Origin of the sequence: Stutzerimonas azotifigens, from assembly GCF_013522725.1 — a bacterium.
GTDB classification, from domain to species: domain Bacteria; phylum Pseudomonadota; class Gammaproteobacteria; order Pseudomonadales; family Pseudomonadaceae; genus Stutzerimonas; species Stutzerimonas azotifigens_A.
This window is the reverse complement of the sequence record NZ_JAAMRF010000006.1, coordinates 65,471-91,841: the sequence shown is the minus strand read 5'-3', so window position 1 is coordinate 91,841 and position 26,371 is coordinate 65,471. Positions and strand designations below refer to the sequence as shown.

The 26,371-nt window shown below is 62.9% G+C and carries 27 protein-coding genes and 1 pseudogene; 15 read left to right on the top strand and 13 right to left on the bottom strand.

What is annotated here, in order from left to right; all coding sequences use genetic code 11:
* Positions 1-56: 56 nt before the first annotated feature.
* From G7026_RS12845 to G7026_RS12835, 3 genes and pseudogenes are all read right to left on the bottom strand, one after another.
* Complete coding sequence (locus tag G7026_RS12845; protein ID WP_181071312.1) at positions 57-1,223, bottom strand: baeRF3 domain-containing protein; 1,167 nt, start codon at positions 1,221-1,223, stop codon at positions 57-59.
* Between the two features lie 63 nt (positions 1,224-1,286).
* A pseudogene (locus G7026_RS12840) lies at positions 1,287-1,589 on the bottom strand (HPF/RaiA family ribosome-associated protein); the annotation flags it as partial.
* Between the two features lie 127 nt (positions 1,590-1,716).
* A complete protein-coding gene (locus tag G7026_RS12835) occupies positions 1,717-2,610 on the bottom strand; it encodes a LysR family transcriptional regulator (protein ID WP_181071310.1) in 894 nt (297 codons plus the stop codon).
* A 102-nt stretch (positions 2,611-2,712) separates the two neighbouring features.
* Here G7026_RS12835 and G7026_RS12830 point away from each other — a divergent pair, with 102 nt between their 5' ends.
* The gene (locus tag G7026_RS12830; RefSeq protein ID WP_181071309.1) at positions 2,713-3,828 is read left to right on the top strand and encodes an S-(hydroxymethyl)glutathione dehydrogenase/class III alcohol dehydrogenase; all 1,116 of its coding nucleotides are present in this window, start codon (positions 2,713-2,715) and stop codon (positions 3,826-3,828) included.
* Positions 3,829-3,890: 62 nt separating this feature from the next.
* Positions 3,891-4,736, top strand: coding sequence for an S-formylglutathione hydrolase (gene fghA / locus G7026_RS12825; RefSeq protein WP_181071308.1), 846 nt, complete (start codon positions 3,891-3,893; stop codon positions 4,734-4,736).
* Positions 4,737-5,176: 440 nt separating this feature from the next.
* On the opposite strand, the gene G7026_RS12820 is transcribed toward fghA, so the two are convergent.
* Complete coding sequence (locus tag G7026_RS12820; RefSeq protein WP_181071307.1) at positions 5,177-6,226, bottom strand: alkene reductase; 1,050 nt, start codon at positions 6,224-6,226, stop codon at positions 5,177-5,179.
* A 40-nt stretch (positions 6,227-6,266) separates the two neighbouring features.
* Complete coding sequence (locus G7026_RS12815; RefSeq protein WP_181071306.1) at positions 6,267-6,569, bottom strand: ArsR/SmtB family transcription factor; 303 nt, start codon at positions 6,567-6,569, stop codon at positions 6,267-6,269.
* Positions 6,570-6,751: 182 nt separating this feature from the next.
* Here G7026_RS12815 and ispF point away from each other — a divergent pair, with 182 nt between their 5' ends.
* The 8 genes from ispF (at position 6,752) to G7026_RS12775 (ending at position 13,310) form a co-directional block, all read left to right on the top strand.
* Positions 6,752-7,225, top strand: a complete 474-nt coding sequence (gene ispF, locus G7026_RS12810) for a 2-C-methyl-D-erythritol 2,4-cyclodiphosphate synthase (protein WP_181071305.1) — start codon at positions 6,752-6,754, stop codon at positions 7,223-7,225.
* Positions 7,222-8,262: a tRNA pseudouridine(13) synthase TruD gene (gene truD, locus G7026_RS12805; RefSeq protein ID WP_181071304.1), complete on the top strand. Its 1,041-nt coding sequence runs from the start codon at positions 7,222-7,224 to the stop codon at positions 8,260-8,262. The genes ispF and truD overlap by 4 nt, the downstream gene beginning before the upstream one ends.
* Entirely contained in the window at positions 8,262-9,011 is a 750-nt protein-coding gene (gene surE / locus G7026_RS12800) for a 5'/3'-nucleotidase SurE (protein ID WP_181071303.1), read from the top strand. Before truD ends, surE begins: the two co-directional genes overlap by 1 nt.
* A gap of 41 nt (positions 9,012-9,052) precedes the next feature.
* On the top strand, positions 9,053-9,688 hold the full coding sequence (locus G7026_RS12795; RefSeq protein WP_138408805.1) for a protein-L-isoaspartate(D-aspartate) O-methyltransferase: 636 nt from the start codon (positions 9,053-9,055) through the stop codon (positions 9,686-9,688).
* A gap of 19 nt (positions 9,689-9,707) precedes the next feature.
* A complete protein-coding gene (locus tag G7026_RS12790; RefSeq protein WP_181071302.1) occupies positions 9,708-10,643 on the top strand; it encodes a DUF368 domain-containing protein in 936 nt (311 codons plus the stop codon).
* An 89-nt stretch (positions 10,644-10,732) separates the two neighbouring features.
* Positions 10,733-11,527, top strand: a complete 795-nt coding sequence (locus tag G7026_RS12785; RefSeq protein ID WP_258190278.1) for a peptidoglycan DD-metalloendopeptidase family protein — start codon at positions 10,733-10,735, stop codon at positions 11,525-11,527.
* A gap of 92 nt (positions 11,528-11,619) precedes the next feature.
* A complete protein-coding gene (gene rpoS, locus G7026_RS12780) occupies positions 11,620-12,618 on the top strand; it encodes an RNA polymerase sigma factor RpoS (RefSeq protein ID WP_181071300.1) in 999 nt (332 codons plus the stop codon).
* Between the two features lie 554 nt (positions 12,619-13,172).
* Entirely contained in the window at positions 13,173-13,310 is a 138-nt protein-coding gene (locus tag G7026_RS12775; protein ID WP_181071299.1) for a hypothetical protein, read from the top strand.
* 190 nt (positions 13,311-13,500) lie between these two features.
* Here G7026_RS12775 and G7026_RS12770 read toward each other — a convergent pair whose 3' ends face one another.
* Entirely contained in the window at positions 13,501-13,920 is a 420-nt protein-coding gene (locus G7026_RS12770) for a GNAT family N-acetyltransferase (RefSeq protein WP_181071298.1), read from the bottom strand.
* A 190-nt stretch (positions 13,921-14,110) separates the two neighbouring features.
* On the opposite strand from G7026_RS12770, the gene G7026_RS12765 reads away from it, so the two are divergent.
* From G7026_RS12765 to G7026_RS12755, 3 genes are all read left to right on the top strand, one after another.
* The gene (locus tag G7026_RS12765; RefSeq protein ID WP_181071297.1) at positions 14,111-16,045 is read left to right on the top strand and encodes a sodium:solute symporter family protein; all 1,935 of its coding nucleotides are present in this window, start codon (positions 14,111-14,113) and stop codon (positions 16,043-16,045) included.
* A gap of 250 nt (positions 16,046-16,295) precedes the next feature.
* Positions 16,296-16,811 carry a hypothetical protein gene (locus tag G7026_RS12760; protein WP_181071296.1) on the top strand — a complete coding sequence of 172 codons (516 nt, stop codon included), beginning with the start codon at positions 16,296-16,298 and terminating at the stop codon, positions 16,809-16,811.
* 187 nt (positions 16,812-16,998) lie between these two features.
* On the top strand, positions 16,999-18,048 hold the full coding sequence (locus G7026_RS12755) for an NAD(P)H-dependent flavin oxidoreductase (RefSeq protein ID WP_308811800.1): 1,050 nt from the start codon (positions 16,999-17,001) through the stop codon (positions 18,046-18,048).
* Here the strand turns inward: G7026_RS12755 and G7026_RS12750 are convergent.
* Both G7026_RS12750 and G7026_RS12745 read right to left on the bottom strand, forming a co-directional pair.
* Positions 18,045-18,725: an MOSC domain-containing protein gene (locus tag G7026_RS12750; protein WP_308811799.1), complete on the bottom strand. Its 681-nt coding sequence runs from the start codon at positions 18,723-18,725 to the stop codon at positions 18,045-18,047. The two genes, G7026_RS12755 and G7026_RS12750, sit on opposite strands and share 4 nt — an antisense overlap.
* A 44-nt stretch (positions 18,726-18,769) precedes the next feature.
* A complete protein-coding gene (locus G7026_RS12745; protein WP_181071294.1) occupies positions 18,770-18,964 on the bottom strand; it encodes a hypothetical protein in 195 nt (64 codons plus the stop codon).
* Positions 18,965-19,057: 93 nt separating this feature from the next.
* On the opposite strand from G7026_RS12745, the gene dgt reads away from it, so the two are divergent.
* Positions 19,058-20,551 carry a dGTPase gene (gene dgt / locus G7026_RS12740; RefSeq protein WP_181071293.1) on the top strand — a complete coding sequence of 498 codons (1,494 nt, stop codon included), beginning with the start codon at positions 19,058-19,060 and terminating at the stop codon, positions 20,549-20,551.
* A gap of 61 nt (positions 20,552-20,612) precedes the next feature.
* Here dgt and G7026_RS12735 read toward each other — a convergent pair whose 3' ends face one another.
* Complete coding sequence (locus G7026_RS12735) at positions 20,613-20,957, bottom strand: YajD family HNH nuclease (RefSeq protein WP_181071292.1); 345 nt, start codon at positions 20,955-20,957, stop codon at positions 20,613-20,615.
* A gap of 155 nt (positions 20,958-21,112) precedes the next feature.
* Between G7026_RS12735 and G7026_RS12730 the strand changes: the two genes are divergently transcribed.
* Positions 21,113-21,991, top strand: coding sequence for an EamA family transporter (locus G7026_RS12730; RefSeq protein ID WP_181071291.1), 879 nt, complete (start codon positions 21,113-21,115; stop codon positions 21,989-21,991).
* 18 nt (positions 21,992-22,009) lie between these two features.
* On the opposite strand, the gene G7026_RS12725 is transcribed toward G7026_RS12730, so the two are convergent.
* The 4 genes from G7026_RS12725 to G7026_RS12710 all read right to left on the bottom strand — a co-directional run bounded on the left by G7026_RS12725 (position 22,010) and on the right by G7026_RS12710 (position 26,359).
* Positions 22,010-23,932: a methyl-accepting chemotaxis protein gene (locus tag G7026_RS12725; protein WP_181071290.1), complete on the bottom strand. Its 1,923-nt coding sequence runs from the start codon at positions 23,930-23,932 to the stop codon at positions 22,010-22,012.
* Between the two features lie 176 nt (positions 23,933-24,108).
* Positions 24,109-24,429: a DUF2025 family protein gene (locus tag G7026_RS12720; protein WP_181071289.1), complete on the bottom strand. Its 321-nt coding sequence runs from the start codon at positions 24,427-24,429 to the stop codon at positions 24,109-24,111.
* 127 nt (positions 24,430-24,556) lie between these two features.
* Positions 24,557-25,255: a YebC/PmpR family DNA-binding transcriptional regulator gene (locus G7026_RS12715; RefSeq protein ID WP_181071288.1), complete on the bottom strand. Its 699-nt coding sequence runs from the start codon at positions 25,253-25,255 to the stop codon at positions 24,557-24,559.
* 168 nt (positions 25,256-25,423) lie between these two features.
* Complete coding sequence (locus tag G7026_RS12710) at positions 25,424-26,359, bottom strand: 2-hydroxyacid dehydrogenase (protein WP_181071287.1); 936 nt, start codon at positions 26,357-26,359, stop codon at positions 25,424-25,426.
* Positions 26,360-26,371 lie beyond the last annotated feature (12 nt).

Below are 26,371 nucleotides of genomic sequence, written 5' to 3'. Positions count from 1 at the left end.
CCTTCGCTCGCTACGTTTTTAACACAGCCTGGATACCCCTGCCTTTTTCATGCCGCTCAGTAACGATAGATGGCTGCGGCGCCGCTCTGGGTCGGCATACGCTCAACCGGTACCACCACGACTTCGCCCCCTTGCTCGAGGGTCCAGACGGTGAGTTCGTCGAGCAGGTCCGGTGTTGTCTGCGAGCCATCGTCGACCGGGATCGCCTTGCCTTCTTCCTTGTCCACCTTGCCTGGAATCCTGCGCTCGGCCTCGACCAGCAGCGTGGCGACCCGGCCTTCGCGGGTGGCCTGGCCGATGGCTTCGATCTGATCGGTGGCCAGGCCCTGCCCATGGGACTCACCGAATTGGTCGAGCAGCCCGCCCAGGCGCTTCAGGTAGCGCGGCTGCATCACCATCCAGCTCTTTTCGCGCAGCTGTTCGGACGACAGCAACGAGGGGTCGACTTCGATCGCTTCTTCGATCAGCTGGTCGTTGTGGCTGAGCTTGCGGAAGTGGAACTGGTGTTCCGGCAGTGCGGCGAGAATCAGCGGCAGGCCCGAGGGTTTGGAGTGATGTTCGGTGATGGCGCGGTCGACCTCGCGGAAGAAACGTTCGCGGTCGCGATCGATCTCGTCCTGCTTGCCGGAACCGCCGGCCTCCACCTGCATCGGATCGCCCCGTTCGCTCGCCCGGCCGTAGCCTTGGGGAAAGCCGGTCTGGCCTTTCTGCGTCAGGTCCCGTCCGAGGGCGTCCTCCAGCGTCGCCGGGACACCTTCGGCCAGCGGAACTTCGCTGATGCCGTCTCGGGTACCCTCGAACAGGCGCACCGAGTCGAGGGTCATGCAAAGGATCTGGTAACGGTCGGCCGACTGGGCGATTCGCACCAGCGGTTTGACGTGCATACGGTCGTTGACCACCGCCAGCTCCGGAACGCTGCGCTGCAGGCGGAACACCTGGAAATAGTCGGGCGCGCCGAAGACGGCGAGGCCGTCGAGGCTGTGGTTCCAGAAGTCGATGTCATCCACCAGGGCATGGAAGGGCGCCAGTATGCTCGCCGTGTCGTTCCTGCCCTGTTTGTGCAGTGATTCTTCAAGCTGCCGGACGAGCTGCTTGAAGCGTATCGGGTCCTGTTCCCGGTCCGGGAAACTGCGATGGGTCGGCTGATACAGCGACAGGCAGGGCGGCTGCTTGTGGGTCAGAAGCTGCTTGAGGTTTGCTCGGTTCAGAGTTGTCGCAGGCATAGTGCACCTCTTTGCGTATGACTCGGGGCGATCCCTCGGGGAGTGTCAATCTGTTCTGCGGCTGAGTTTGCCTATCAGGTGATCGAGCGCGTGGTTCATCTTTTCGGCGGCGCCGTCGATGGCCAGGTCCAGCGAATCGGCCTTGTGGGTGACCGACAGCGGATCGTGGTGCTTCAGGCGTGCCTCGATCTGGCAGCGCTTGTCCTGAGGGCCGCTTCTCGACGCGCTTTCATCGTTCAGGTGCACCTCGAGCCGCGTCAGGTACTCATCAAAGCGTTCCAGCTCGCCTTCGAGAGTGGCGCGTACGCGCTCTTCCAGCGCTTGAGAAACGGTGATGCTGTTATTGCTGTTGACCTGAATGTGCATGCAAGTCTCCTGTCAGGCGCATTGCGCGCAATGGCTTCGAAGGAAGCGATTCCTGCCCCTTCTATTGTTACGACGGATCAGTCGATACAGGGTTCCGAGCCGAATGCTTGCGCCGTGTGTGTCCCGGTCAGGGATATTCCGGGCGCGCCGTCAGCCCGGCCCTGAGTGCATCGATGAGCCCGCCGACCTTGGCCGACAGTAGCCGTCGCTGGGGATACACCGCCCAGACGGCGGTGTCTGGCGGCTGGTTGGGTTCCAGCAGCGAGACCAGTTCGCCGCGCTGGAGCGGTTCCTGAACGTAGTAGTCGGGCAGTTGGCACAAGCCAAAGCCGCGCAGGGCGGCATCGAGTACCGCTTGGCCGCTGTTGCAGCGCCAGTTGCCGCTGGGTTTGAACAGGTGCTCGCGCCCGTCGATCTGGAACGTCCAGGTATCGCCGGTGCCAATCAGGCAGTTGTGCCGGCCCAGTTCGGACAGGGTGTGCGGTGTGCCGTAGCGCTCGAGATAGGCCGGCGCGCCACACAGATACATGGCGCGTGGTGCCAGGCGGGTGGCCACCAGGCGCGACTCGCTGAGCCGGCCGAGGCGGATGGCCAGATCGTAGCCTTCCTGAACGAGGTCGAGGGTGCGGTTGGTCAGCTCGATCTCGACTCGAAGCTGTGGATGCCGGGCCATGAATGCATTGACCAGAGGAACGATGAAGCGCTCGCCGTAAGCTACCGCGGCCGTCATGCGCAACAGGCCCGCCGGGGCGCTGTGCAGGTCGCTGACCGCGAGGTAAGCCTGATCGCGTTCCTCTATCAGTCGCTGGCAACGCACGTAGAACGCCTGGCCGGGTTCGGTCAGCGACACGCGCCGGGTGGTGCGATAGAGCAGCCTGGCCTGAAGTCGTTCTTCCAGTGCGGCGACCTGTCGGCTGACGTGTGAGGATGACACCCGTAGGCGTTCGGCAGCTCGTTGAAAACCGCCGCATTCGACCACGGCGACGAATTCGTCCAGACCGTCCCACCGAAAATCGCTCATTGATTATCCCTGAATAACAATAATGTTTTTACCAAGACGCCAATTATCCCAGAGTGCGAGTGAATTACACTGTCGCATTCAGCCCATGACAGGAGCCAGGCCATGACTATCAAATCCCGCGCCGCGGTGGCGTTCGCCGCGAACGAACCCCTTCAGATCGTCGAAGTCGACGTCGAGCCGCCAAAGGCAGGCGAAGTGCTCGTGCGCATCGTCGCGTCGGGCGTCTGCCATACCGATGCCTACACGCTGTCGGGGCAGGACTCCGAAGGCGTATTCCCCTGCATCCTCGGTCACGAGGGTGGCGGCATCGTCGAGGCGGTCGGCGAGGGCGTGACCTCAGTGGCCGTCGGCGACCACGTGATCCCGCTGTACACCGCCGAATGCCGCGAGTGCAAATTCTGCAAGTCGGGCAAGACCAACCTGTGCAGCTCGGTGCGCGCGACCCAGGGCAAGGGCCTGATGCCCGACGGCACCAGCCGCTTCTCCTACCAGGGCCAGCCGGTCTATCACTACATGGGCACCTCGACCTTTTCGGAATACACCGTGCTGCCCGAAGTCTCGGTCGCCAAGATTCCGAAGGAGGCACCGCTGGAGAAGGTCTGCCTGCTCGGCTGCGGCGTGACCACCGGCATCGGCGCGGTGCTCAACACCGCCAAGGTGGAAGAGGGCGCCACGGTCGCCATCTTCGGGCTGGGTGGCATCGGTCTGGCGGCGATCATCGGCGCGACCATGGCCAAGGCGAGCCGGATCATCGCAATCGACATCAACCCGGCCAAGTTCGACATCGCCCGTGAGCTGGGCGCCACCGACTTCGTCAATCCGAAGGATCACGACAAGCCGATCCAGGACGTCATCGTCGAAATGACCGATGGCGGCGTCGACTATTCGTTCGAATGCGTAGGCAACGTGCAACTGATGCGCGCCGCGCTCGAGTGCTGCCACAAGGGCTGGGGCGAGTCGACCATCATCGGCGTCGCGGGCGCCGGGCAGGAGATCAGCACGCGTCCGTTCCAGCTGGTCACCGGCCGCGTCTGGCGCGGCTCGGCGTTCGGTGGGGTGAAGGGTCGCACCGAGTTGCCGAGCTATGTGGAAAAGGCTCAGACGGGCGAGATCCCGCTCGATACCTTCATTACCCACAACATGGGTCTGGATCAGATCAATGAGGCGTTCGAGCTGATGCACGAAGGCAAGAGCATCCGCACCGTCATCCATTTCTGAACGGCAGGGTGGTGATCTTCGGAGCCTTCTCCGCAGGTCACCACCCGAATCAGGAGCGAGCAATGTCTCTGGAAAACATTTCCTGCCAGAAAAGCTTCGGCGGCTGGCACAAGCGTTATCGCCACCGGTCCAGCAGCCTCAATTGCGACATGGTGTTCGCCGTCTACCTGCCGCCGCAGGCCGAGCAGGGCGCCAAGCTGCCGGTGCTCTATTGGTTGTCCGGGCTGACCTGTACCGACGAGAACTTCATGCAGAAGGCGGGTGCGATGCGCATGGCCGCCGAGCTCGGGTTGGTGATCGTCGCGCCCGATACCAGCCCGCGGGGTGAGGGCGTGCCTGACGATCCGCAGGGCGCCTGGGACTTCGGGCTCGGCGCGGGTTTCTATGTCAACGCGACCGAGGAGCCCTGGGCCCGGCATTACCGCATGTACGACTACGTCGTGCAGGAGCTGCCGGCGCTGATCGAGGCCAACTTCCCAGTCTCCGATCGACGCGGTATCAGCGGCCATTCAATGGGTGGCCACGGGGCGCTGGTCTGCGCGCTGCGCAACCCGGGGCGTTATCGTTCGCTGTCGGCGTTCGCGCCGATCGCCCACCCGCTCGACTGCCCATGGGGCGAGAAGGCCTTCAGCCGCTACCTGGGTGAGGATCGGGCGCGCTGGAAGGAGTGGGACGCCTGTGCGTTGATGGCCTCGGCGCAGGAGAAGTTGCCGATCCTGGTGGACCAGGGCGACCGCGACGACTTCATGGCCACCCAGCTCAAGCCGGAAGCTTTGCAGCAGGCAGCGAAGGCGGCAGGACATCCCCTGACGCTGCGCCTGCAGCCGGGGTACGACCACAGCTACTTCTTCATCGCCAGCTTCATCGAGGATCACCTGCGACATCACGCCGAGGCATTGAAGGCGTAGGGTGGATGACGGCGAAGCCTCATCCACGCGCTGGGGTGGCGGCGTTCGAGCAAGCCCTGGCGATTCGACGATCACCGTCCGCGTGGAAAACGCTTCGCGGTTTTCCACCCTACGTCATGCCGAGGTGTTGAAGGCGTAGGGTGGATGACGGCGAAGCCTCATCCGCGCGTGGGGTGGCGGCGTTCGAGCAAGCCTGGCGATTCGACGATCATCGGTTCGCGTGGAAAACGCTTCGCGGTTTTCCACCCTACGTCATGCCGAGGTGTTGAAGGCGTAGGGTGGATGACGGCGAAGCCTCATCCGCGCGTGGGGCGGCGGCGTTCGAGCAAGCCTGGCGATTCGACGATCACCGGCCCGCGTGGAAACGCTTCGCGGTTTCCACCCTACGGTTAAAAAAAGGCCCGACCGGTCACCCGGTCGGGCCTTTCCGTCAGCGGAGCTTAGAGCGACGGATAATCGGTATAGCCTTCCGCGCCCTTGGCGTAGAAGAGGTCCGGACGCGGGTCGTTCAGCGGGGCGTCCTGACGCAGGCGCTCGGCCAGGTCCGGGTTGGCGATGTAGGGAATGCCGAAGGCCACCGCATCCGCCTTGCCTTCAGCCAGCCAGGCGTTGGCCTGTTCCTTGGTAAAGCGCTCGTTGGCGATGTAGACCCCGCCAAAGTGCTGCTTCAGGGTCGGGCCGAGGCTGTCCGTGCCTTCCTTCTCGCGGGTGCAAATGAAGGCGACGCCGCGGGCGCCGAGCTCGCGAGCCACGTAGCCGAAGGTGTCTGCCAGGTTGGAGTCGCCCATGTCGTGGGAGTCCGCACGTGGAGCCAGGTGCACGCCGACGCGTCCCGCCCCCCAGACGCCGATCGCCGCATCGGTGACTTCCAGCATCAGCCGTGCGCGGTTTTCGATGGAGCCGCCATAGGCATCGGTGCGCGTGTTGGTCTTGTCCTGCAGGAACTGGTCGAGCAGGTAGCCGTTGGCGCCATGGATCTCGACGCCGTCGAAGCCGGCTTTCTTGGCGTTTTCGGCGCCCTTGCGATAGGCCTCGACGATCCCCGGGATCTCATTGGTCTCGAGGGCGCGCGGTGTCACGTAGTCCTTCATCGGGCGGATCAGGCTGACGTGGCCTGCCGGCTGAATGGCGCTAGGCGCTACCGGCAGTTCACCATCCAGATAGACCGGGTCGGAAATGCGCCCTACATGCCACAGCTGCAGGACGATCTTGCCGCCCTTGGCATGCACCGCCGCGGTGATTTTCTTCCAGCCTTCGACCTGCTCGTCGGACCAGATGCCGGGCGTGTCCGGGTAGCCGACACCCATCGGCGTGACCGACGTCGCCTCGCTGATGATCAGACCGGCCGATGCACGCTGTGCGTAGTATTCGACCATCAGCTCGCCGGGTACGCGGCCGGGTTCTGCGCGGCAGCGGGTCAGCGGCGCCATGACGATGCGGTTGGACAGGTGCAGGTCACCGATGATGATCGGGTCGAACAGAGTAGGCATGCTTGAGGCTCCGGTTGCGAAGGTTCAGGAAGTGTTTCGGTCAGAGTTCCCGACCGAGGCGCTCGACGAAGGCCTGGATGGCCTCCTCGTTGCGCTTGAAGAAATGCCATTGGCCGATTTTGCGGCTGGTAACGAGACCGGCCCGTTGGAGGGTGGCCAGGTGGGCCGAGACGGTTGACTGCGACAGTCCGGCGCGCTGGTCGATCTGGCCTGCGCAGACGCCACTCTCCAGGGAATGCTCCTGATCGGGGAAGTGGCCCGGCGGATCCTTGAGCCAGTCGAGGATCTGGCGTCTGAGCGGATGGGCCAGGGCCTTGATGATGTCGTCGAGTTCGTCAGGCATGAGTAAAATCGGATGGATATCGTGATGGGGCGAACTTTATATCGGTTCTATCCGATATAAGATCGATTCGGTTGATGGTCATCATCGCCCGTTTCGATCTGCTCATCGCCCCCCGCGATTGCGGTTCACCCCGACGCCAGCTCCTGTAGAATCGCCGCTCGCTTCTGCTTGGTGACATAACTATGCGTATCGGCCACGGTTACGACGTGCATCGCTTCGGCGAGGGGACCTTCATCACCCTCGGGGGTGTGCGCATCCCCCATACCTCCGGGCTGCTCGCCTATTCCGATGGCGACGTGCTGCTGCACGCGCTCTGCGACGCGCTGCTGGGCGCCGCCGCGCTGGGCGACATCGGCAAGCATTTTCCCGATACCGACCCGCAGTTCAAGGGCGCCGACAGCCGTGTCCTGTTGCGCCACGTGGTCGCCCAGGTGCGCGCCCGTGGCTGGCAGGTCGGCAACGTCGACGCCACCATCGTCGCGCAGGTGCCAAAAATGGCGCCGCACATCGAGACCATGCGCACCTCCATTGCCGAGGACCTCGAAGTCGAGATGGATCAAGTCAACGTTAAGGCCACCACGACCGAAAAGCTTGGTTTCACCGGGCGTGAAGAAGGCATTGCGGTGCACGCCGTCGCGCTGCTGGTCAAGGCATGACCGAAGATCAGCTACTTGGCTCCCGGGCCCATGGAGAACCCTGTGGTCAGACCGTGCTCAAGGCGGTGGCCGAGGACTTTCAGGTCGACGAGGTGCTCGATATCCCGTTGTCGGGTGAAGGTGAGCACCTGTGGCTGTGGGTCGAAAAACGCAACCTGAATACCGAGGAAGCGGCGCGGCGCCTCGCGCGGGCCGCCGGTGTACCGCTGCGAGCGATCAGCTATGCCGGCCAGAAGGATCGCCAGGCCCTGACTCGACAATGGTTCAGCCTGCATCTTCCCGGTAAGGCTGATCCGGACCTTGGCGCGGCCGAGAACGACAGCCTGCGCCTGCTCAGACAGACGCGTCATCAACGCAAGTTGCAGCGCGGCGCCCATTCGGCCAATGGCTTCACGCTGCGCCTGACCGAGCTACAGGCCGATCGCACGGCGCTCGAAGCGCGTCTGGAATGCATTCGCCAGCAAGGAGTGCCCAATTACTATGGCCCCCAGCGTTTCGGCTACCAAGGCGGCAATCTCGCCGGTGCGCGTGAATATGCCGCGCGCGGCGAGTTGCCGGAGTCCCGCAATCTGCGTTCACGGCTGCTGTCCGCGGCACGCAGCTACCTGTTCAACCGGGTCCTTGCCGAGCGCGTGGCGGCGGGCAGTTGGAACAAGGCGCAGGTCGGCGATCTGCTGGCTTTTACCGACAGTCGTAGTTTTTTCGTTGCCGGCGAAGCCGAGTGCAGCGATCCGCGGCTGGCCATCCTCGACCTGCATCCGACCGCTGCGCTGTGGGGACAGGGCAATTCGCCAGCCAGTGGCGCCACCGCCGCGCTCGAACAGCGGGTGGCCGAGGCGGAGCCCGCATTGACCGCTTGGCTGGAGCAAGCGCGATTGGAGCACGAACGGCGCATTCTTCGCCTCCCCATTGGGAGCTTGTCGTGGCATTATCCCGAGCCTGACATTCTGCAACTGGAATTCGTCCTGCCGACCGGATGCTTCGCCACCGCCGTGGTTCGTGAGCTGGTCAGCCTGGCAGGGCAGACGGACATCTGATGCGTATTCTGATCGCCAACGACGACGGGGTGTATGCACCTGGGCTCGCCGCGCTTTATGACGCGCTGGCGGATTACGCCGAGTGCCAGGTTATCGCCCCGATCCAGGACATGAGCGGCGCCAGTAGCGCGCTGACCCTGGATCGCCCGCTTCACCCGGTCACCATGCCGAACGGTTTCATCGGTCTCAACGGATCGCCCACCGACTGTGTTCACCTGGGTATCAACGGAATGCTCGAGCAGGCGCCGGACATGGTCGTCTCGGGGATCAACCTGGGTGCCAACCTGGGCGACGACGTTCTCTATTCGGGCACCGTAGCCGCCGCCATCGAAGGGCGCTTCACCGGCATGCCGGCGTTCGCCTTCTCCCTGGTCTCGCGTCAGCCGGACAACCTCCCGACCGCCGCCTACATCGCCCGCACGCTGGTGGAAAACCATGCCCGCCTGCAGATGCCTGCGCGCACGGTGCTCAGCATCAACGTGCCGAACCTGCCGCTGGACCATATCCGTGGTATCCAGCTGACGCGCCTGGGACATCGGCGACGCGCCAAGGCGCCGGTCAAGGTGGCCAATCCGCGGGGCAAGGAGGGCTACTGGATTTCGGCAGCCGGAGACGTCGAGGATGGCGGACCGGGTACCGATTTCCACGCGGTGATGCAGGGCTATGTCTCGGTCACCCCGCTGCAGCTCGATCGCACCTTTCACGAGGCGTTCCAGGGCCTCGACCGTTGGCTGGAGGGGTTGCTGTGATCAGGCGTGGACCAGACGATTTTCTGCGCAACGGAACCGGCATGACCTCCCAGCGCACCCGCGACCGGCTCATACAGCGCCTGTACGAGGAAGGGTTGTCGGACCCGAAGGTGCTCGAGGTGATTCGGCGCACGCCGCGCCACCTGTTCGTCGACGAGGCCCTGGCGCATCGGGCCTACGAGGACACGGCGCTACCGATCGGCCATAACCAGACCATCTCGCAGCCGTTCATGGTTGCGCGCATGAGCGAGCTGCTGATCGCCGACGGCCCGCTGGACAAGGTGCTGGAGATCGGTACCGGCTCCGGCTACCAGACAGCCGTGCTGGCGCAACTGGTCGAGCGGGTGTTTTCCGTCGAGCGAATCCAGGCGTTGCAGGACCGGGCCAAAGAGCGTCTCGTCGAACTCAAATTACGCAACGTGGTCTTTCGCTGGGGTGATGGTTGGGAAGGCTGGTCGGCATTGGCTCCCTACAATGGCATCATCGTTACCGCGGCGGCAGCCGATGTGCCTCAGGCATTGCTCGATCAACTTGCACCTGGCGGTCGACTGGTGATCCCGGTCGGCGCGGGTGATGTCCAGCAACTGATGCTGATCATTCGAGAGGAAAACGGTTTCTCCCGCCACATGCTGGATACCGTACGTTTCGTGCCGCTGCTCAATGGACCTGTAGTTTGACGATTCAGCGGAAGGAAACATGAAGAAGGCTTTAATGCTGTACGCCAAGGGCATCGCCATGGGCGCGGCCGACGTGGTGCCTGGCGTTTCGGGCGGCACCGTCGCTTTCATCACCGGGATCTACGACGAATTGCTGCGGTCGATTTCCGCGGTCCCCAACGCGGCGGTGCAGCTCTTGCGCGGCAGGGTGCGCGAGGCCTGGCAGACCGCCAACCTGTCGTTTCTGCTGATTCTCTTCGGCGGTGTCTTCACCAGCATCATTAGCCTGGCGCGGCTGATCTCCTACCTGCTTGAGCACCACCCAGTTCCCGTCTGGTCGTTCTTCTTCGGGCTGATCCTGGTTTCGGTGCATATCGTCGCCAAGGACATCGGGCGCTGGGGTACCAGTCGTGTGGTGGCTCTGCTGCTCGGCATCGCCTTCGCCTACTGGATCACCGTGGCCGAGCCCGTGCAGTGGGGGAGCGACGGGCTCAGCCTGTTCCTGGCCGGCGCGATCGCCATCTGCGCGATGATCCTGCCAGGCATTTCCGGCAGTTTTATTCTGCTTCTGCTCGGCCTTTACCCAGTGGTCCTGGCCGCGGTGAAGGGGTTCGAAGCGGGGATCCTGCTGACCTTCCTGGCCGGCTGCGTTGTGGGGCTTCTGACCTTCGCCCGGCTGGTAAGCTGGATGCTCAAGCGTTGGCGCGACCTGACTCTGGCGTTCCTGACCGGGCTGATGCTCGGCTCGCTGAACAAGGTCTGGCCGTGGAAGGAAACCCTCACCTGGCGGGTCAATTCCCAAGGCGAGCAAGTACCGCTACTGGAGCGAAATATATCCCCGGGTGCCTTTGCCGATATTACCGGGCAGGATCCTCAGCTCGTGCTCGCCCTGATGCTGGCCGTCGTGGGTGTAGCGCTTGTGCTCGGTATCGAATGGATCGCCTCGCGCAACCAGCCCGTCGCCGAAAACGCCTAGGAGTCGATGATGAACCGGAGTGTCAGTTGAGGCGCCTTTTCAGCCAGCCGTTCAGCTGCCAGTCACCTGCCAGACCCGTCGCCTGTGCTCTGCTGCTGGCGGCATTGCTGTCAGGGTGCGCGGGTTCTCCTTCCGGCGGCGTTCAGGTGGTCGACCGCAACGCACGTGCCCCGGTCACCAGTGGCCAATACACCGTTCAGCGAGGCGACACCCTGTACGCCATCGCGTTTCGCTTCGGCTGGGACTGGAAGCAGCTGGCGCAGCGCAACGGCATCCGCCCTCCCTATGTCATCTACCCGGGGCAGCGCATTCGCTTCGATGGCCATTCGTCGGCTAGTTCGGTTGCCGCCACGCCGCCACGCCGCGTCACCCCAGCCGCACCACCGCGGCCGGCCACGTCCTCACCGGTGATTGTTTCGACGCCGGCCTCTCAGCCGCCAGTCTCGACCACGCCTGCAACGCAGCCGGTCAATAAGCCTGCCACGACGCCTGTGACGCCGGTCACGCGTTCGGCCAGCGGCTGGGCATGGCCGGCAAACGGCCCGGTAATCGGGCTTTTTTCCTCAAACGGAAGTTTGAATAAAGGAATTGATATCGCAGGGGAATTAGGACAGCCTGTTTTAGCTGCTTCTGATGGGACTGTTGTGTACGCCGGCAGCGGTTTGCGGGGCTACGGCGAACTGGTGATCATCAAGCATAACGATACCTACGTAAGTGCCTACGGTCATAACCGTAGGTTGCTGGTTCGGGAGGGCGAACAGGTCAAAGCCGGGCAAACCATTGCCGACATGGGTTCGACTGGAACCGACCGGGTGAAACTGCATTTCGAGATTCGCCGCCAGGGTAAGCCGGTAGATCCCCAGCAATACCTGCCTAAACGTTGACCTGACTCCTGACCGTCCGGCACGAATAGGCTCAGCGCTGCCACGGTTGGCGTCGCCGAGCCTGTTGTCGAACTCAGCACAGGACAACAATAATGGCTCTCGACAAAGAAGCGCCGGAGTTTGACTTAGACGACGAGGTCCTGCTGATGGACCCCGCTATTGTCTTCGAGGGTGCCCGCCCGGCGTCCACACCTTCTTCCGGCAGCAAGGCGAAATCTGCTTCCTCTCCCAAGCAACACAAGTTCATCGACTACAGCCGTGCGCTCGACGCCACCCAGCTGTACCTCAACGAAATCGGCTTTTCGCCGCTCCTCTCTCCCGCCGAAGAAGTGCATTACGCGCGCCTTGCCCAGAAGGGCGATCCGGCGGGGCGAAAGCGCATGATCGAAAGCAACCTGCGACTGGTGGTCAAGATCGCGCGTCGCTACGTCAATCGGGGTCTATCGCTGCTGGACCTGATCGAAGAAGGCAACCTGGGCTTGATCCGCGCGGTCGAGAAATTCGATCCGGAGCGCGGTTTCCGCTTCTCGACCTATGCGACCTGGTGGATCCGGCAGACCATCGAACGGGCGATCATGAACCAGACCCGAACGATTCGCCTGCCGATTCATGTGGTCAAAGAACTCAATGTCTATTTGCGTGCCGCTCGTGAGCTGACGCAGAAGCTCGACCACGAGCCGAGCCCCGAAGAGATCGCCAACCTGCTTGAAAAACCGGTGTGCGAGGTCAAGCGCATGCTGGGATTGAACGAGCGGGTTACCTCGGTGGACATTTCGCTGGGGCCTGACACCGACAAGACACTGCTCGACACCCTGACCGATGAAAAGCCGTCCGATCCGTGCGAGCTTCTGCTCGACGATGACCTGTCCCAGAGCATCGACCAATGGCTTTCGGACCTGACCGAGAAGCAGCGCGATGTCGTGATTCGTCGGTTCGGCCTGCGTGGCTATGAGAGCTGCACGCTGGAGGAGGTCGGCCAGGAGATCGGCCTGACACGCGAGCGTGTCCGGCAGATCCAGGTCGAGGCCCTCAAGCGTCTGCGCGAGATTCTCGAGCGCAACGGGCTGTCCAGCGACGCCCTGTTCCAGTAAGCCTATCCTTGCCCGGTCTTGTCGTTGCCGGGCATGGTTTCCGCTTTCCGCTTTCCGCTTTCCGCTTTCCGCTTTCCGCTTTCCGCTTTCCGCTTTCCGCTTTCCGCTTTCGCTTCCCCCCTCCATCCTTCTCAGCGAAACGACGCTTTACCCCGCGCCTTGTAAGCATTCGCTTACAAGATCTGTAAGCTAAGCTCGAAATTTATCCATCCGCAGTAGGTTTTGCTCTCTTATTGGTTCGTAACTAACTGTTTTTAAATACAAAATTATTTATAGGCATACATTTATAACGGTGATGTCGGGATTTTTTCGTGGTTGCCGTGGTCACCCAGATCCTTACTATCGCACCTGTGCTTAGGGACAAGCACAGGCCGCCACGGAAGGGGGTCAGGAACAATCAAGGGCATGATTCATCAGGATGATGAGCAGGAAATAAGGGAAAAGGACTAAAGAGGGCGGGGCTCAAACCCCGCCCCTTTTTTTGCCTGCACGAAAGCGAACCCTCTTTGCGCGTCGTAGCCTAATGGAGGTGTTCAATTTGCAGGAGTACGGCCATGAGCGGTGACGATAAACAGCGGCAACCGGTGCCGGACGAAGATCCTATCAAACGCAGCCCTACGGATGCCGACGAGGATCAGTTGGACGAAGCGCTGGAAGAGACCTTTCCCGCCAGCGATCCCATTTCACCTTGAAAACGCCTCGATAGCGCTTCACCGTTGAAGTCGCTACGGCGGCGAAGCGCCTTAGGGTTGCCCCTGGTCGTAGACGAGCAGGAATGACCTCGGGCTGGCTCAGCGCCCATCTTCGGCATATGTGCTGGCTCGATTGCAAAAAGACGGTCTCGTCTGTCTGCTCCGATCCCATGGCGCTCGCTAAGGCGAGTCAATGGTGTGGTTGCGGCCGAACCAGCGCTATCAGCTTCTTGTGGCGGCTGTAGCGCTCGAGCCGGTTGGCCAAAGAATCTGGCAGTTGCGTGCAATTCGCAAAGCCGTGCCTTACATAAAAGGCGCTCAGGTTCGGGTGGCAGAACAGCCACAAATTCCCTTCGACCGATTCCGCTGCTCGGGACATCAGTGCGCTCGCAATGCCTGCCCGACGGTGCGTTTCGGCCACCAGCAGGCCCGTCAACCAATGGCCATCCTCGACGGCAGACAAACATAGGCCTGCGACGATGTCCGGCGTTCGGGCCACCCATAGGGCGGCCTGCGCCGGGGTGCGCATGGCGCTGCGCTGGGTGCGATAGAACTTGTCCAGCAAGGGGCGCTGCAGCGGAGAAAGGGGCAGGTACTGGATCGGGCCCACAGGTGTTTCCAAGGCAAAGTGGTCACGGGAAGCGCTGATCGGCGAACGCAATGTCGGCAGACTGGCTATAACGAATAAGGAGTACGAACGCGGCGAGCTGCCAATTTATTGACCGTCTATCAGGTCCATGCATTTTTTAGGAGCTTGCGCGCTCTCAAGAACGAGTCTTTCCAACGACAGGAATAACAACATGTTGGACCTACTGATCGTGGCGGCTTTCATTATCTACGGCCTCAGTGCCGGCCTGCGAGCGCGAAGCAAGGCGTCTCAGAGTCTCAACGAATACTTTTTAGCCGGCAACAGTATCAAGGGCTGGAAAGCCGGCTTTTCCATGGCAGCCACCCAATTCGCTGCCGACACGCCGCTGCTGGTCACCGGGCTGGTCGCGACGGCGGGGGTTTTCGCGCTTTGGCGCTTGTGGATATACGGGCTGGCCTTCCTGTTGCTGGCCTTCGTCTTCGCTGTGGGATGGCGGCGCGCAGGGGTGCTGACCGATGCAGAGCTGACTCGGGTTCGATACAGCGGCCGGGGTGTAACGCCGCTGCGCCTGCTCAAGGCCATTTATTACGGCACGGTGATCAACTGTGTGGTGCTGGCGATGGTGCTGGTTGCCGCCATTCGAATCGCCGAGGTCTTCCTGCCCTGGCATGACTGGCTGCCATCGGGCATCTACGATCCCATCGTCGGCTTCGTTCAGGCCATCGGCTTGCAACTGGGCGAAAGTATCACCGGACTGGACCCGGCGATGATGAGCGCCAACAACCTCATCTCCATTCTCACCATCCTGATATTCACGGCGATGTATTCGATTACGGGCGGCTTGCGCGCGGTGATTCAGACCGACGTGGTGCAATTCAGCCTCGCGATGCTCGGTACTCTGGCCTACGCCTGGTTCGTCGTCGATGCGGCTGGCGGGTTGGGTGGATTGACCGATCGCATCGTCGAGCTGTATGGCATCGAGCAGGCGAGCAAGATGCTGTCCTTTGCACCGCCTTCGAGCGCTGGCGAGGCGCTGATGCCTTTTCTGGTGATCATCGGCTTGCAATGGTTCTTCCAGATGAATTCTGATGGCACCGGCTACCTGGCGCAGCGAAGTATGGCCTGTACCAACGACCGCGAGGCGCGCATCGCCGGTTTGGTCTTCACCTGGTTGCAGATCTTCCTGCGCAGCCTGTTCTGGCTCGCCATCGCCATCGGACTCTTGGTGCTCTATCCCTTCTCGACCGGCGACATGTCCGGGGAGGGCTTCACTGCCGGCCGCGAGGCGCTGTTCGTCCAGGGCATCGAGGACCTGCTGCCACCGGGTATTCGTGGCCTGATGCTGGTCGGTCTGCTCGCGGCACTCGCCTCTACGGTGGACACCCACCTCAACTGGGGCGCGTCCTACTGGAGCAACGATGTTTACGGTGGGGTGATCGCGCCCCACCTGCTCAAGCGCAAGCCCAAGGATCGCGAGCTGGTCCTGGTGGCGCGGCTGTCCAACGTGCTCATCCTGGTGATCGCGATGATCATCATGGCCAACCTGGGGTCGATCCAGACCGCGTGGTTCATTTCGCTGCTGTTCGGAGCGGGAATGGGCTCGGTGCTGGTGCTGCGCTGGCTGTGGGAGCGGATCAACCTGTACTCGGAGCTCGCAGCGATGGGCGCCTCGCTGATCACGGCCCCCTTGCTGCTCTACTTCCTCGGTACCGATCCGGATGGCGAATGGATTCGCCTGGGCATCATGGCCCTGGTCACGACCAGCGTTGCGATTCTGGTGACCTTTATTACCCCGGAAACGGATGACTCGACGCTCAAGCGCTTCTACGAGCGGGTTCGACCGCTGGGCTTCTGGCCACGGGCCGCATCCCTGTGCGGAACGAGCAGCAGCGCGTCGGTCAAGGCACTCGGCGTGCGGCTGATGGCGGTGGCGACGACGGCAATTTCGCTGTATTCGCTATTGGTCGGTGTAGGACGGTTGATGTTTCCTCCCCCGGAAGGCAGCGCCGTGCTCAGTTGGGTCTGCATTGCGATCGGTTTGCTGTTGGTTCCCATCTGGTTGCGTATCGCGCTGCGCCGCGATTTCGATGTGGTTCCCGAAGACGAACCCCTTATGAAACCTTCCAGCGCGGCTAATCGAGCCTGACTGCAATAGGGGCCAGTTCGCTGGCCCCTCCGTTGCCTTTTTATCGCCAGAAGTTATGTCAGCTGATATGACAGTCATGCCCAGTTCAATGTAAGCCTGACGTTTCGCTTGTTGCCGCTTGCGCTTGTTAGTTACCTGTTATCGCCTTTTCTCAATTGCGGGTGAACGCTTACTTGCACTCTTTGTCCTTTGTGTACGCTGTGCGATTACCGTATCTGCGTTCCCCCACGACAGAACAAGAGGCAGAGCCATGAACCGACTTTTCAAATCATCCCTGTTAGTCGCCGCGATGTTCCCTGTGGCCGCACTTGCGGTTCCGGTAGCGGGAGATCAAGAAGTTACGCTTAGTGGTGCGGGCAGTAGTGACAAGGACTTCGACGATACCATTCTGTCGGTCCAGGGCAGTTGGGGTCGATATCTGGATGACTCCTCCATGTGGGGTGTTCGCCAGACCATCAACGCACGCGATACCGAGGGCGAGAGCGTCAAGTTCGATGGCTCCACTCGGGTGTTCTACGATTATCATTTCGGAACCGGCCCGGCCCGCCCGTTCATAGGGGTAAGTGGCGGTGGCGTTTACGGTGAGGGTGTCGACGACACCTTCATGGCCGGTCCCGAAGTTGGTATCAAGTATTGGGTTCAGGAAAAGACCTTCATTACCGCAATGGCGGAATATCAGTTCCTGTTCAAGAGCGGCAGCGATGCGCGTGACCGTTATGACGATGGGGCGTTCTTCTATAGCGTGGGTATAGGCTATAACTTCTAAGTTATGATCGGTTGAATAACGGCGCCTACGGGCGCCGTTATTATTTGTGTCAGAAAGTTATGTCCGTCGTCTCGGTTGCAAGTGACCGCCGTGAGTTCGCCAGCGTGGATATCGTGTCGCGGTTCTGTCGTGTTCGTTGGGCAACCGAGATAAGCTGCTCGCCAGGAATTGGTTCGAGGAGACATTTGTGGTCACGCTCGTGAAGTTACTTGGCATCGATACTCCCATCGTCCAGGCGCCAATGGTGGGCGTGTCCACACCCAGGCTGGCCGCTGCGGTCAGCGAGGCGGGTGGGCTCGGCTCGATAGGCGTGGGGGCCAGCACCATAGAGCAGGCACGGGCGATGATCCGGGAGACGCGGGGGCTGACCGACAAGCCATTCAACGTCAATCTCTTCTGTCACCGTCCGGCGCGCGCCGAAGGCGACCGTGAGGCCGCCTGGTTAACCTATCTGAAGCCCTGGTTCGCCGAATTCGGCGCGGCGCCACCTGATGACCTGCGTGAGATCTACCGAAGCTTCGTCGAGGACGAGGCGATGCTGGCCATGCTCCTGGAGGAGAGGCCAGCCGTTGTCAGTTTTCACTTTGGTTTGCCCCCTACCGCCTTTATCGAGGCACTGAAGTCTGCGGGAATTCGCTTGCTTGCCTGTGCCACTACGCTCCAGGAGGCCGAGCAGATCGAACGGGCCGATATCGATGGGATCGTCGCCCAGGGCATCGAGGCGGGAGGGCATCGTGGCGTGTTCGACGACACTTCCCTCGACGCCGGCATCGGCACTTTTGCCCTGGTACGCCTGCTCGCCACCCGGACACGCCTGCCGATCCTGGCCGCCGGTGGCATCATGGATGGGCAGGGCATCAAGGCCGCCCTGGCGCTGGGTGCGTCCGGCGTTCAGTTGGGCACGGCCTTTATTCTCTGTCCGGAATCGGCAGCCAATGCGGCCTACCGTGACGCGCTCAAGAGCGAGCGCGCAGCCCATACGCAGATCACATCGAACATATCCGGGCGGCCTGCCCGTGGCCTGCCCAACCGTATGTACCAAGAAATCGGTGGTCCCGGTGCTCCGACGTTACCGGATTACCCCATCGCCTATGACGCGGCCAAAGCGCTGCATGCCGCGGCCAGCACGGGCGGCAGCCACCAATTCGCCGCGCAGTGGGCCGGGCAGGGCGCGCCCCTCGCACGTGAACTGCCGGCGGCTGAGTTGTTGCGTCGGTTGCGCGAGGAGATGGCCTAGTCGAACAGGCGGGTCTGATCACGCCTGGCACATGCAGTATCCAGTCGCTGGCGAAACACCTGGCGCAGCTGGCGCGCGAGCAGCGGTGCCTGTGCCAGTTCTGCAAGCGTTGCGAGCGAAGCATTCTCGTCCATGTAGGCGCGCCACACCGAGGCGACCGTCAGCGTCGGCAGCGGTCGTTCGATGATTTCGAGGCCATCCCCTGGATTTATCGCGCCTTCCATCCCGGTCCGGTAGAGCCAGCCGGTCAGTCCGACCTGGGCCATCGCGCGCGCCAGGCCCGGCGCGGCGTGACGGCGATCGAGGTTGACGCAGGGCACGCGGGGCTGGCTGATCTCGATGACCGCAGTGCCCCAGCGAAAGCGGTCGCCGATACACACCGCCTGTTCGTCCAGATCGTGGGTGGAGAGGTTCTCGCCGAATGCCGGAATTGCGCAGCGGGCGAGCATGGGAAACTGCCGGCCGAGCCTGTCGTAATGCTGCGCCGGGAAGTGGCAGACGGTGCGGTCCGGGCCGCCATGATAACGACGGTCGACCACCCGATCGCCCGTCAGGCCGTCATGCCCAAGCCATACGCTGCCCAAGGCCATGCGTTTATCGATCGCCGACAGCTTGCCCTCGCCGGGAAGCGATCGAGGCCGTTCGAGGATGAAAGGTCCGGTCGATGGCCAGTGCACGGGATCGGCTCCAGGGGTAAAACCCGAGCTTACCAGCCGTTCGCTCATTCAGGCGTCCCGGTGAGCCGCTGCAGTTCGCGTCGGACCATGGCGGCGAACTCGGGCGGGCCCAGCCCGTAGAGTTGCGTCGCCAACCAGGCGAGCCAACGGGGGCCCATGGCTTCGCGCTGGTCCAGCAGGCGCTGGGCTTCGGCCGTGGCGCGTTCGGCCTGTTGCTGATGAAAGGTGGCTCGGTTCATTGATCGCTCCGTCGATGGTGGGCGAGGTGTACTTGGTTGCATGGGCAACCCGCGCTAGGCTGCGGGCTCGGTACATAGTCAGCGAGCGCAACGATGCAGGGTCCCGTCGATTTCAAACAGAAAATCTCCCGCCAGCGACCGCATGGCAAGTCGGACCCCGGCATGCTCGATGCGGGGGCCGTCGGCGCGCTGATCGACCAGCTCGAAAGCGATCGAGGCCGCATCATCAACTCCGCCGCGGTGCGCAGGCTACAGCAGAAGACCCAGGTTTTTCCGCTCGAACGCAACGCCGCGGTGCGCAGCCGGTTGACCCATTCGCTGGAAGTCCAGCAGACCGGGCGCTTCATCGTGCGCACGCTGTACAAGCAGTTGGGCGATCGCGCCGGGCGGTTCGGCCTCGACGGGCTCGATGGCGCGCTCGAGACACTGGTGGAGATGGCCTGCCTGATGCATGACGTGGGCAATCCGCCGTTCGGGCATTTCGGCGAATATGCCATTGGCGACTGGTTCGGCGCCGCGCTGGATTCGCTGTTCGCCACCGCTGTGCCGCCAGGGCAGGGCGATCCCGAGCTGCGCCAGCGCATGCTCACTGACCTGAAGAGCTTCGAGGGCAACGCCCAGGCCATTCGCCTGGTGGTGAAGCTGCTGAGGCTGAACCTGACCTATACCCAGACCGCCGGGTTGATCAAATACGTGCGCCCGGCCTACCTGCCCAAGCCGGACAAGGGCAGCCCCAGCGCCTACCTGAACAAGAAGCCCGGTTTTTACCTGAGCGAGAAGGCCTTCATCACCGAGCTGCGCGCGGCGCTAGGCATGCCGGACGGGACCCGTCACCCGGTGGCCTACATCATGGAGGCGGCGGACGACATTTCCTATTGCCTGGCCGACATCGAGGACTCGGTGGAGAAGGGCATCCTCGGCATCGAGCAGCTGGCGCACCTGCTGGTCGAGAAGTTCGCCGAGCACAAGTCGCCCGACGAACCCGTTCCCGGCAAGCAGCAGTCCTTTCGCGAACTCGTCCAGTATGCGCTGAAGCGTTCGCAGAACGAGCCGATCAACAAGGTCAGCGAGTTTTTCATCTGGTTGCGGGTGAACATGATCCACCCGCTGGTGCAGCACGCGGCCCGGCAGTTCATCGACAACATCGAGGCGGTGTACGAGGGCACTCTCGACCGCGCCCTGATGGAAGATGACAGCCTACCCAATGCCATCGTCCAGACCTTCAAGGATGTGGCAATGGAGCGGGTCTTCTGCCATCCGGAAGTCGATACGCTGCAGCTGCAGGGCTATCGCATCCTGCAGGGCCTGCTGGATTTCTACGCGCCGCTGCTGCGCGTCTCGCCGGAGATCTTCGCCGAGTTGACGCAAGGCCGCTGCCGCCGCGAGCCGCATCTGCAGATGCTTGCCCGCCGCCTGCCGAGCCAGCAGGTCAAGGCGTATCACGAGGCGCTCAAGGAGGTGGAGGGGCACGGGTCGGACGCGGGGCTATGGGAGTTCTATCACCGCTGCCGGATGCTGCAGGATTTCATCAGCGGCATGACCGATCAGCATGCCCAGGACGAGTACCGCACCTTGTCGGCGATATAGCCGAACGGGAGCGGCGAACCCATGGCCCAGCAGACCCGGTTCGCCGCTTCAGGTTGGCGGGCTACTGCTTACCCTTGAGCAGATCGCCCAGACCGGCCAGCCCTTTGAACGTGGTTTTGGGACCTTGGTCCGCGCCGGGGGTCGACTCGGCGAAATACTGGTTGTCGGTGTAGCGCGAGTGTTCGTTGTCGTGGCAATACAGGCAAAGCAGCTCCCAGTTGGAGCCGTCTTCGGGATTGTTGTCGTGGTTGTGGTCCTTGTGATGCACGGTCAGCTCGCTCAGGCGCTTGCCCGAGAATTCGCGGGCGCAGCGCCCGCAGACCCAGGGGTACATCTTCAGCGCCTTTTCACGATAACCCTGCTCGCGCTGGCTGTAGGGAATCCTGCTTTTAGCGTTGTCGCTCATGGAACGGTCCCGTTGGTAGTGGCTCTGCAATTCTAGCCCCGCCGCTCACTGCTGTCGCGGCCGGCACTGTATGGCAAAAATCCGCTGCGACTGTACCGGGCGCGCCGGGCGGTTGGGCCGTTCTAATGGTCTTCTTTCTCTGCCCGGAGCCCGAGATGGCGCCCAAGGATTTGTTGCTCGCCCTCGTTGTCATCGTCGTCTGGGGGATGAATTTCGTCGTCATCAAGGTCGGCCTGCATGACATGCCGCCCATGCTCCTGGGGGCGCTGCGTTTCACGCTCGCCGCGATCCCGGCCGTGTTCTTCATCAAACGTCCCCAGGTTCCGCTGCGCTGGATGCTGGCCTATGGGCTGACCATCTCGTTCGGCCAGTTCGCCTTCCTGTTCTCGGCGATGAATCAGGGCATGCCGGCGGGCCTGGCTTCGCTGGTGCTGCAGTCGCAGGCCTTCTTCACGCTGTTCTTCGCGGCGATGTTCCTTGGCGAACGCATTCGGCCGGCCAATCTGCTGGGGCTGGTGATGGCCGCCGCCGGCCTGTTTCTGATCGGCTCCCAGGGCGAGCGGGGGACGACCCTGACCGGTTTCCTGCTGACCATCGGCGCGGCGTCGATGTGGGCGATGGGCAACATCGTCACGCGCAAGGTGGGCAAGGTGAATCTGGTCGGGCTGGTGGTCTGGGGCAGCCTGATCCCACCGCTGCCGTTCCTGGCGATGTCCTGGTTCCTCGAGGGGCCTGAGCAGATCGAGGCCTCGTTGCGCCATTTCGGCTGGAACTCGTTCCTGGTGCTCGCCTACCTGGCGTTCGGTGCCACCATTCTCGGCTACGGCCTCTGGAGTCGCCTGCTGTCGCGCTATCCGGCGGGGCAGGTGGCGCCGTTCTCGCTGCTGGTGCCGGTGATCGGCCTGAGCTCGTCGGCAGTGTTGCTGGGTGAAGCGCTCGGCCCGTTGCAGATGGCCGGGGCGCTGCTGGTGATGCTGGGCTTGCTGATCAACGTGTTCGGTGGCTGGTTGTTCGGCAGGCTTCGCCTCGCCTGAGGCGAAACCTGCTTCCCCTCAGACCTTGAAGCGTCCGATCAACAGGTTCAGCTCGTTGCCGAGCCGCGCCAGTTCGACCGTGGAGGCGGCGGTTTCCTCGGCGGCGGCGGCGGACTGATCGGCCACGTCGCGCACGTTGAGCACGCTGCGGTTGACCTCTTCGGCCACCGAGCTCTGCTCCTCGGCCGCCGTGGCGATCTGCATGTTCATGGCCTGGATCATCGAAACGGTCTGGGTGATCGCCTCCAATTCCTCGCCCACGGTGCGCGCCAGGCCAACCGTCTCGACTGCCAGCGCACTGCTGCTCTGCATCATGCCTGAGGCGGACTGGGATCCCTTCTGCAGGCTGCCGATCAGCGTTTCGATCTGCGCCGTGGATTGCTGGGTGCGCTGGGCCAGGCCGCGCACCTCGTCGGCCACCACCGCGAAACCGCGACCGGCTTCGCCGGCACGCGCCGCTTCGATCGCCGCATTGAGCGCCAGCAGGTTGGTCTGCTCGGCGATACCGTTGATCACCGTCAGCACGGTGCTGATGTTGGCGCTCTCCTGGTTCAGGCGACCCATGGCTTCGGCCGAGAGCGTCACCTCGCTGGTGAGCTTTTCGATCTGCGCCAGGGCACGCTTGACTGCGGTGTTGCCCTGGGCGGCCTGGCGGTCGGCGCGTTGTGCGGCTTCGGAGGCTTCACCGGCATTCTGTGCCACTTCGTGCACGGTTGCGGCCATTTCGTTCATCGCGGTGGCGACCTGATCGGTCTCCATGCGCTGGTTGTTGACGCCGGCGCTGGTCTGTTCGGTAACGGCCGAGAGTTCCTCGGCCGCTGCGGAGAGCTGAGTGGTGATCCCGCCGATCTGGGCGAGCAGGTCGCGCAGATTGCTGCGGGTACGGCTCATGGCATCGAGCAGCAGGCCGAATTCGTCGCCACGCTTCTCGGTGGGCTGACTGGTCATGTCGCCCGCCCCGATGCCCTCGGCTATACGCACCGCCTGACTCAGGGGCTGGGTGATCTGACGCACCATCCACCAGCTGATCATCACGCCGGCGAGCAGGGCGAGGAGGGTCGCGCCGAGCATGCGCAGCTTGCTTGAGGCCGCATCTTCGGCGCGCTTGGCGTTCTGAACGGCGCCGATTCCAGCGGCAGCGGTATAGAAATTTTCGAAGTTGCTGGCCATTTCGTCGTGTGCCTTGCGTTCGCTGGCGACGATCGGCGGCAATTTTTCAACCAGACCGATGTATTCCTCGGCGGCGGCTTTGATCGCCTGCAGGCTCTGCGCCTGGGGGCCTACCAGCTCCTGGGCCAGCATGTCGATGACATCGCGCATGGTCTGGAACTGCTGTTGCAGGAGCAGCAGCGACTTGTCCGACTCGTCCAGCAGGTAACCGCGGACGGTGAAGCGCAGCTGGCGGTTCTGCCTGGACAGGTTGGCGACCTGCAGCGCGAGCGACGCGGTCTCGCGGTCCTGATGGACCACCGGGTTATCGATGGCCCCACTCCAGCGCGCATCCAACGCTGCGATGAGCTTGTCGGCGGTGTCGCCTGAGGCCACCCAATTGCGACGCGTTGCGACCTTGAGCTCCTTTGCTGCGACCAGTGCCTTGAAGCTCTTCTGGTAGTTCAGCGTTTCGGCTGCCATGGAGTCCAGAAGGCGGAGGTCTTTCGGATCGCTGAATTTGCGCTTTTCCTCGTTGATCATCGTAATGATCTCGGCCACCAGCGCATCGAGTCTTTCCACCTGCTTCGGATCGCTGGTGGACTCGAATGTCATCTGTGCGTGGCGGATGTCATTGGCCTTGTCCAGCATCAGCGCGGTGGTTTGGGCCTTGTCGCTGCGTGAAATCAGCATGTCCAGGCCCTGGATGCCGATACCCGCTGTCGCGAGGGTGAGCAGCAACACGGCGGCGAAGCCCAGGCCCAGCTTGTAGCTTACCTTGAGGTTTTTCATAGGCGCGTCTCGTTGGCGGGCACGGGGGTGCCCTTTTTGGAATTGTTCTTCGTTATCGGCGCGCCCCCCGGCTTGCTGCAGCCTTGCCGTCAGCTCTAGGAGTAAATTTGTGACCGTTTAGTCATTTTGCTTTGCAGCAGGTCCGGAGCGCGTCGGGATCGAGGACGTCTCAGGCCTCAGCGGCGCAAGCGTTCGGCGGTGATTTCCGGCAATTCCTGGCGGCGCATGTAGAGCATCAGCGGTTCGCCGATGCCGAGGCGGTCGTGGATGTTCTGGTCGAGCAGCAGCTGGATGAGCTCGCGCTTGAGCGTCATCAGGCCGTTGCCCTGAGGCTGCCAGACGAATTCACAGGTGGGGGCGATGCTGTCTTCGGCGACGTCCAGTCCGAAGGAGTCTTCGCTGAAGCGGACGATGTGGGTTCCGGTCTTGCCGTTGAAACCGACGAAGCCCTTGAGCTGGTCGGCGGCGGCACAGATGTCGGCGGATGTAGTGGCCATGGTAAACCTCGCAGGTAACGAATCGATGGTTTACACGCGCGGCAAGCGGGGCGCTCCCTTCTGGGTGGGAGTCGCCGCTGCGACCTCGGGGGACCTGGGTCGCTCCGAGGTTCGCAGATGAGCGGGTTCAGCCCGCCAGACCTACGTAGACGTTCTGCACGTCGTCGTGGGCATCGATCGCCTCGAGGAAGGCTTCGACTTCTTCGAGTTCGGCGCCGGACAGGCTCACCGGATTCTTCGGCCGGTAGCCGAGCTGCGCGGCGGTCACATTGAAACCATGGGCGGGCAGGGCACGGCAGACCGCGTCCATGTCCGTCGGATCGCTGAGAAACAGCGTCGCGCCGTTCTCAGCCGGTTCGAAATCCTGGGCGCCGGCTTCGATTGCCGCCAGTTCCGGATCGGCATCGGCTACGGGAGAGGCTTCGATCATGCCCACATAGTCGAAATCCCAGGCGACCGAGCCGGACGCGCCAAGCTGGCCCTTGCGAAACAGCACGCGAATCTCGGCGACGGTCCGGTTGATGTTGTCGGTCAGGCATTCGACGATCAGCGGCACCTGATGAGGCGCGAAACCTTCGTAGGTGGTGCGTTCGAACTGCACGGCATCGCCGAGGAGCCCAGCGCCTTTCTTGATGGCGCGTTCCAGCGTCTCGCGTGGCATCGAGGCTTTCTTGGCCTGCTCGACGACCAGCCGCAGGCGCGGGTTCATGTCCGGGTCGGGGCCGCTGCGGGCGGCGATCATGATTTCCTTCGACAGCTTGCCGAAGATGCGGCCCTTGGCGTTGGCCGCCGCTTCCTTATGTTTGGCTTTCCACTGTGCGCCCATGGCTGATCTCTGTTGGTAAAAGGGGCCAGCTCTCATGAAGCTCAGGAGTCTGGCGTAGCGCGGGAATTCTAATCGCTCCGGTGCGCAAGGGCATCCACCTATCTGGCGGCAGAGCAGCGCACCCGTCAGACGGGTGCTTCACGCCGGGTCCCATTGACGGGAAGGCGATCAATAACCTCGCTGGCGATCGACCAGATAGCTCAGCGGTTCGCCACGGGCCAGCGCTTGCAGGTTGGCCGCCACCGCTTCGGCGGCGCTGCGCATATCGGTCAGCGCGGCGACATGGGGCAGCAGGGTGACCTGCGGATGCTGCCAGAAGCGGTGTCCGGTCGGCAGCGGTTCCTCGATGAAGGCATCGAGCACGGCGTGGCCGAGTTGGCCTTCGTCCAGGGCCTGTAGCAGGTCGTGCTCGACCAGGTGCGCGCCGCGCGCGAGATTGACCAGACCGGCGCCGCGGCGCATCGCGGTGAACAGCTGCCGGTTCAGCAGGCCGCGGGTCGCCGGCGTCAGCGGCAGCAGGTTGATGAGGATATCGCACTGCGGCAGCAGCTCCTGCAGCGCCTGGTCCGTGCTGCAGGTGTCGATACCCGGCTCGGCCGCGGCGGTGCGCTGGCTCCAGCCCGTCACCCGGTAACCGAGCGCGGCGAGCTGCCGTGCGGCGCGGCGGCCCAGTTGCCCCATCCCCAGCACCCCGATCTGCACTTCACAGGCCCGGCGCTGTTCGAGCTGACGCCAAGCGCCCTCGCGTTGCTGGCGCTGATAGGCGAAGAAGCCACGATGCAGCGAGAGGCTGGCCCAGACAGCGGTTTCGGCCATCGCCGCGCTCATGTACGGATCGACCATCCGCGTCACCGGCACACCTTCAGGCAGGCTGTCGTCCACCATCAGCCGGTCAACCCCGGCCCACAGCGACTGGATCAGGCGCAGCGCGGGCAGACCCTGCAGCGAACCGGGCGGCGGGTTGGCCACCACCGCGACCTCTATTCGTTCAGCCGCCGCTCTGGGGTCGAGGTGCCAGTGTGCATCCGGAATCTGCGCCTGCAGCACCCGCAGCCACTGGTCGCGTTCGCATGCGTCGAAACTGCCGCAAAGAAGAATGTGCATGTCTCTGCCTTC

Coding starts and splice junctions, on each gene's coding strand:
- G7026_RS12845 (WP_181071312.1), bottom strand. CDS start 1,223: ATGCCTGCGACAACTCTGAACCGAGCAAACCTCAAGCAGCTTCTGACC.
- G7026_RS12835 (WP_181071310.1), bottom strand. CDS start 2,610: ATGAGCGATTTTCGGTGGGACGGTCTGGACGAATTCGTCGCCGTGGTC.
- G7026_RS12830 (WP_181071309.1), top strand. CDS start 2,713: ATGACTATCAAATCCCGCGCCGCGGTGGCGTTCGCCGCGAACGAACCC.
- fghA (WP_181071308.1), top strand. CDS start 3,891: ATGTCTCTGGAAAACATTTCCTGCCAGAAAAGCTTCGGCGGCTGGCAC.
- G7026_RS12820 (WP_181071307.1), bottom strand. CDS start 6,226: ATGCCTACTCTGTTCGACCCGATCATCATCGGTGACCTGCACCTGTCC.
- G7026_RS12815 (WP_181071306.1), bottom strand. CDS start 6,569: ATGCCTGACGAACTCGACGACATCATCAAGGCCCTGGCCCATCCGCTC.
- ispF (WP_181071305.1), top strand. CDS start 6,752: ATGCGTATCGGCCACGGTTACGACGTGCATCGCTTCGGCGAGGGGACC.
- truD (WP_181071304.1), top strand. CDS start 7,222: ATGACCGAAGATCAGCTACTTGGCTCCCGGGCCCATGGAGAACCCTGT.
- surE (WP_181071303.1), top strand. CDS start 8,262: ATGCGTATTCTGATCGCCAACGACGACGGGGTGTATGCACCTGGGCTC.
- G7026_RS12795 (WP_138408805.1), top strand. CDS start 9,053: ATGACCTCCCAGCGCACCCGCGACCGGCTCATACAGCGCCTGTACGAG.
- G7026_RS12790 (WP_181071302.1), top strand. CDS start 9,708: ATGAAGAAGGCTTTAATGCTGTACGCCAAGGGCATCGCCATGGGCGCG.
- rpoS (WP_181071300.1), top strand. CDS start 11,620: ATGGCTCTCGACAAAGAAGCGCCGGAGTTTGACTTAGACGACGAGGTC.
- G7026_RS12775 (WP_181071299.1), top strand. CDS start 13,173: ATGAGCGGTGACGATAAACAGCGGCAACCGGTGCCGGACGAAGATCCT.
- G7026_RS12765 (WP_181071297.1), top strand. CDS start 14,111: ATGTTGGACCTACTGATCGTGGCGGCTTTCATTATCTACGGCCTCAGT.
- G7026_RS12760 (WP_181071296.1), top strand. CDS start 16,296: ATGAACCGACTTTTCAAATCATCCCTGTTAGTCGCCGCGATGTTCCCT.
- G7026_RS12745 (WP_181071294.1), bottom strand. CDS start 18,964: ATGAACCGAGCCACCTTTCATCAGCAACAGGCCGAACGCGCCACGGCC.
- dgt (WP_181071293.1), top strand. CDS start 19,058: ATGCAGGGTCCCGTCGATTTCAAACAGAAAATCTCCCGCCAGCGACCG.
- G7026_RS12735 (WP_181071292.1), bottom strand. CDS start 20,957: ATGAGCGACAACGCTAAAAGCAGGATTCCCTACAGCCAGCGCGAGCAG.
- G7026_RS12730 (WP_181071291.1), top strand. CDS start 21,113: ATGGCGCCCAAGGATTTGTTGCTCGCCCTCGTTGTCATCGTCGTCTGG.
- G7026_RS12725 (WP_181071290.1), bottom strand. CDS start 23,932: ATGAAAAACCTCAAGGTAAGCTACAAGCTGGGCCTGGGCTTCGCCGCC.
- G7026_RS12720 (WP_181071289.1), bottom strand. CDS start 24,429: ATGGCCACTACATCCGCCGACATCTGTGCCGCCGCCGACCAGCTCAAG.
- G7026_RS12715 (WP_181071288.1), bottom strand. CDS start 25,255: ATGGGCGCACAGTGGAAAGCCAAACATAAGGAAGCGGCGGCCAACGCC.
- G7026_RS12710 (WP_181071287.1), bottom strand. CDS start 26,359: ATGCACATTCTTCTTTGCGGCAGTTTCGACGCATGCGAACGCGACCAG.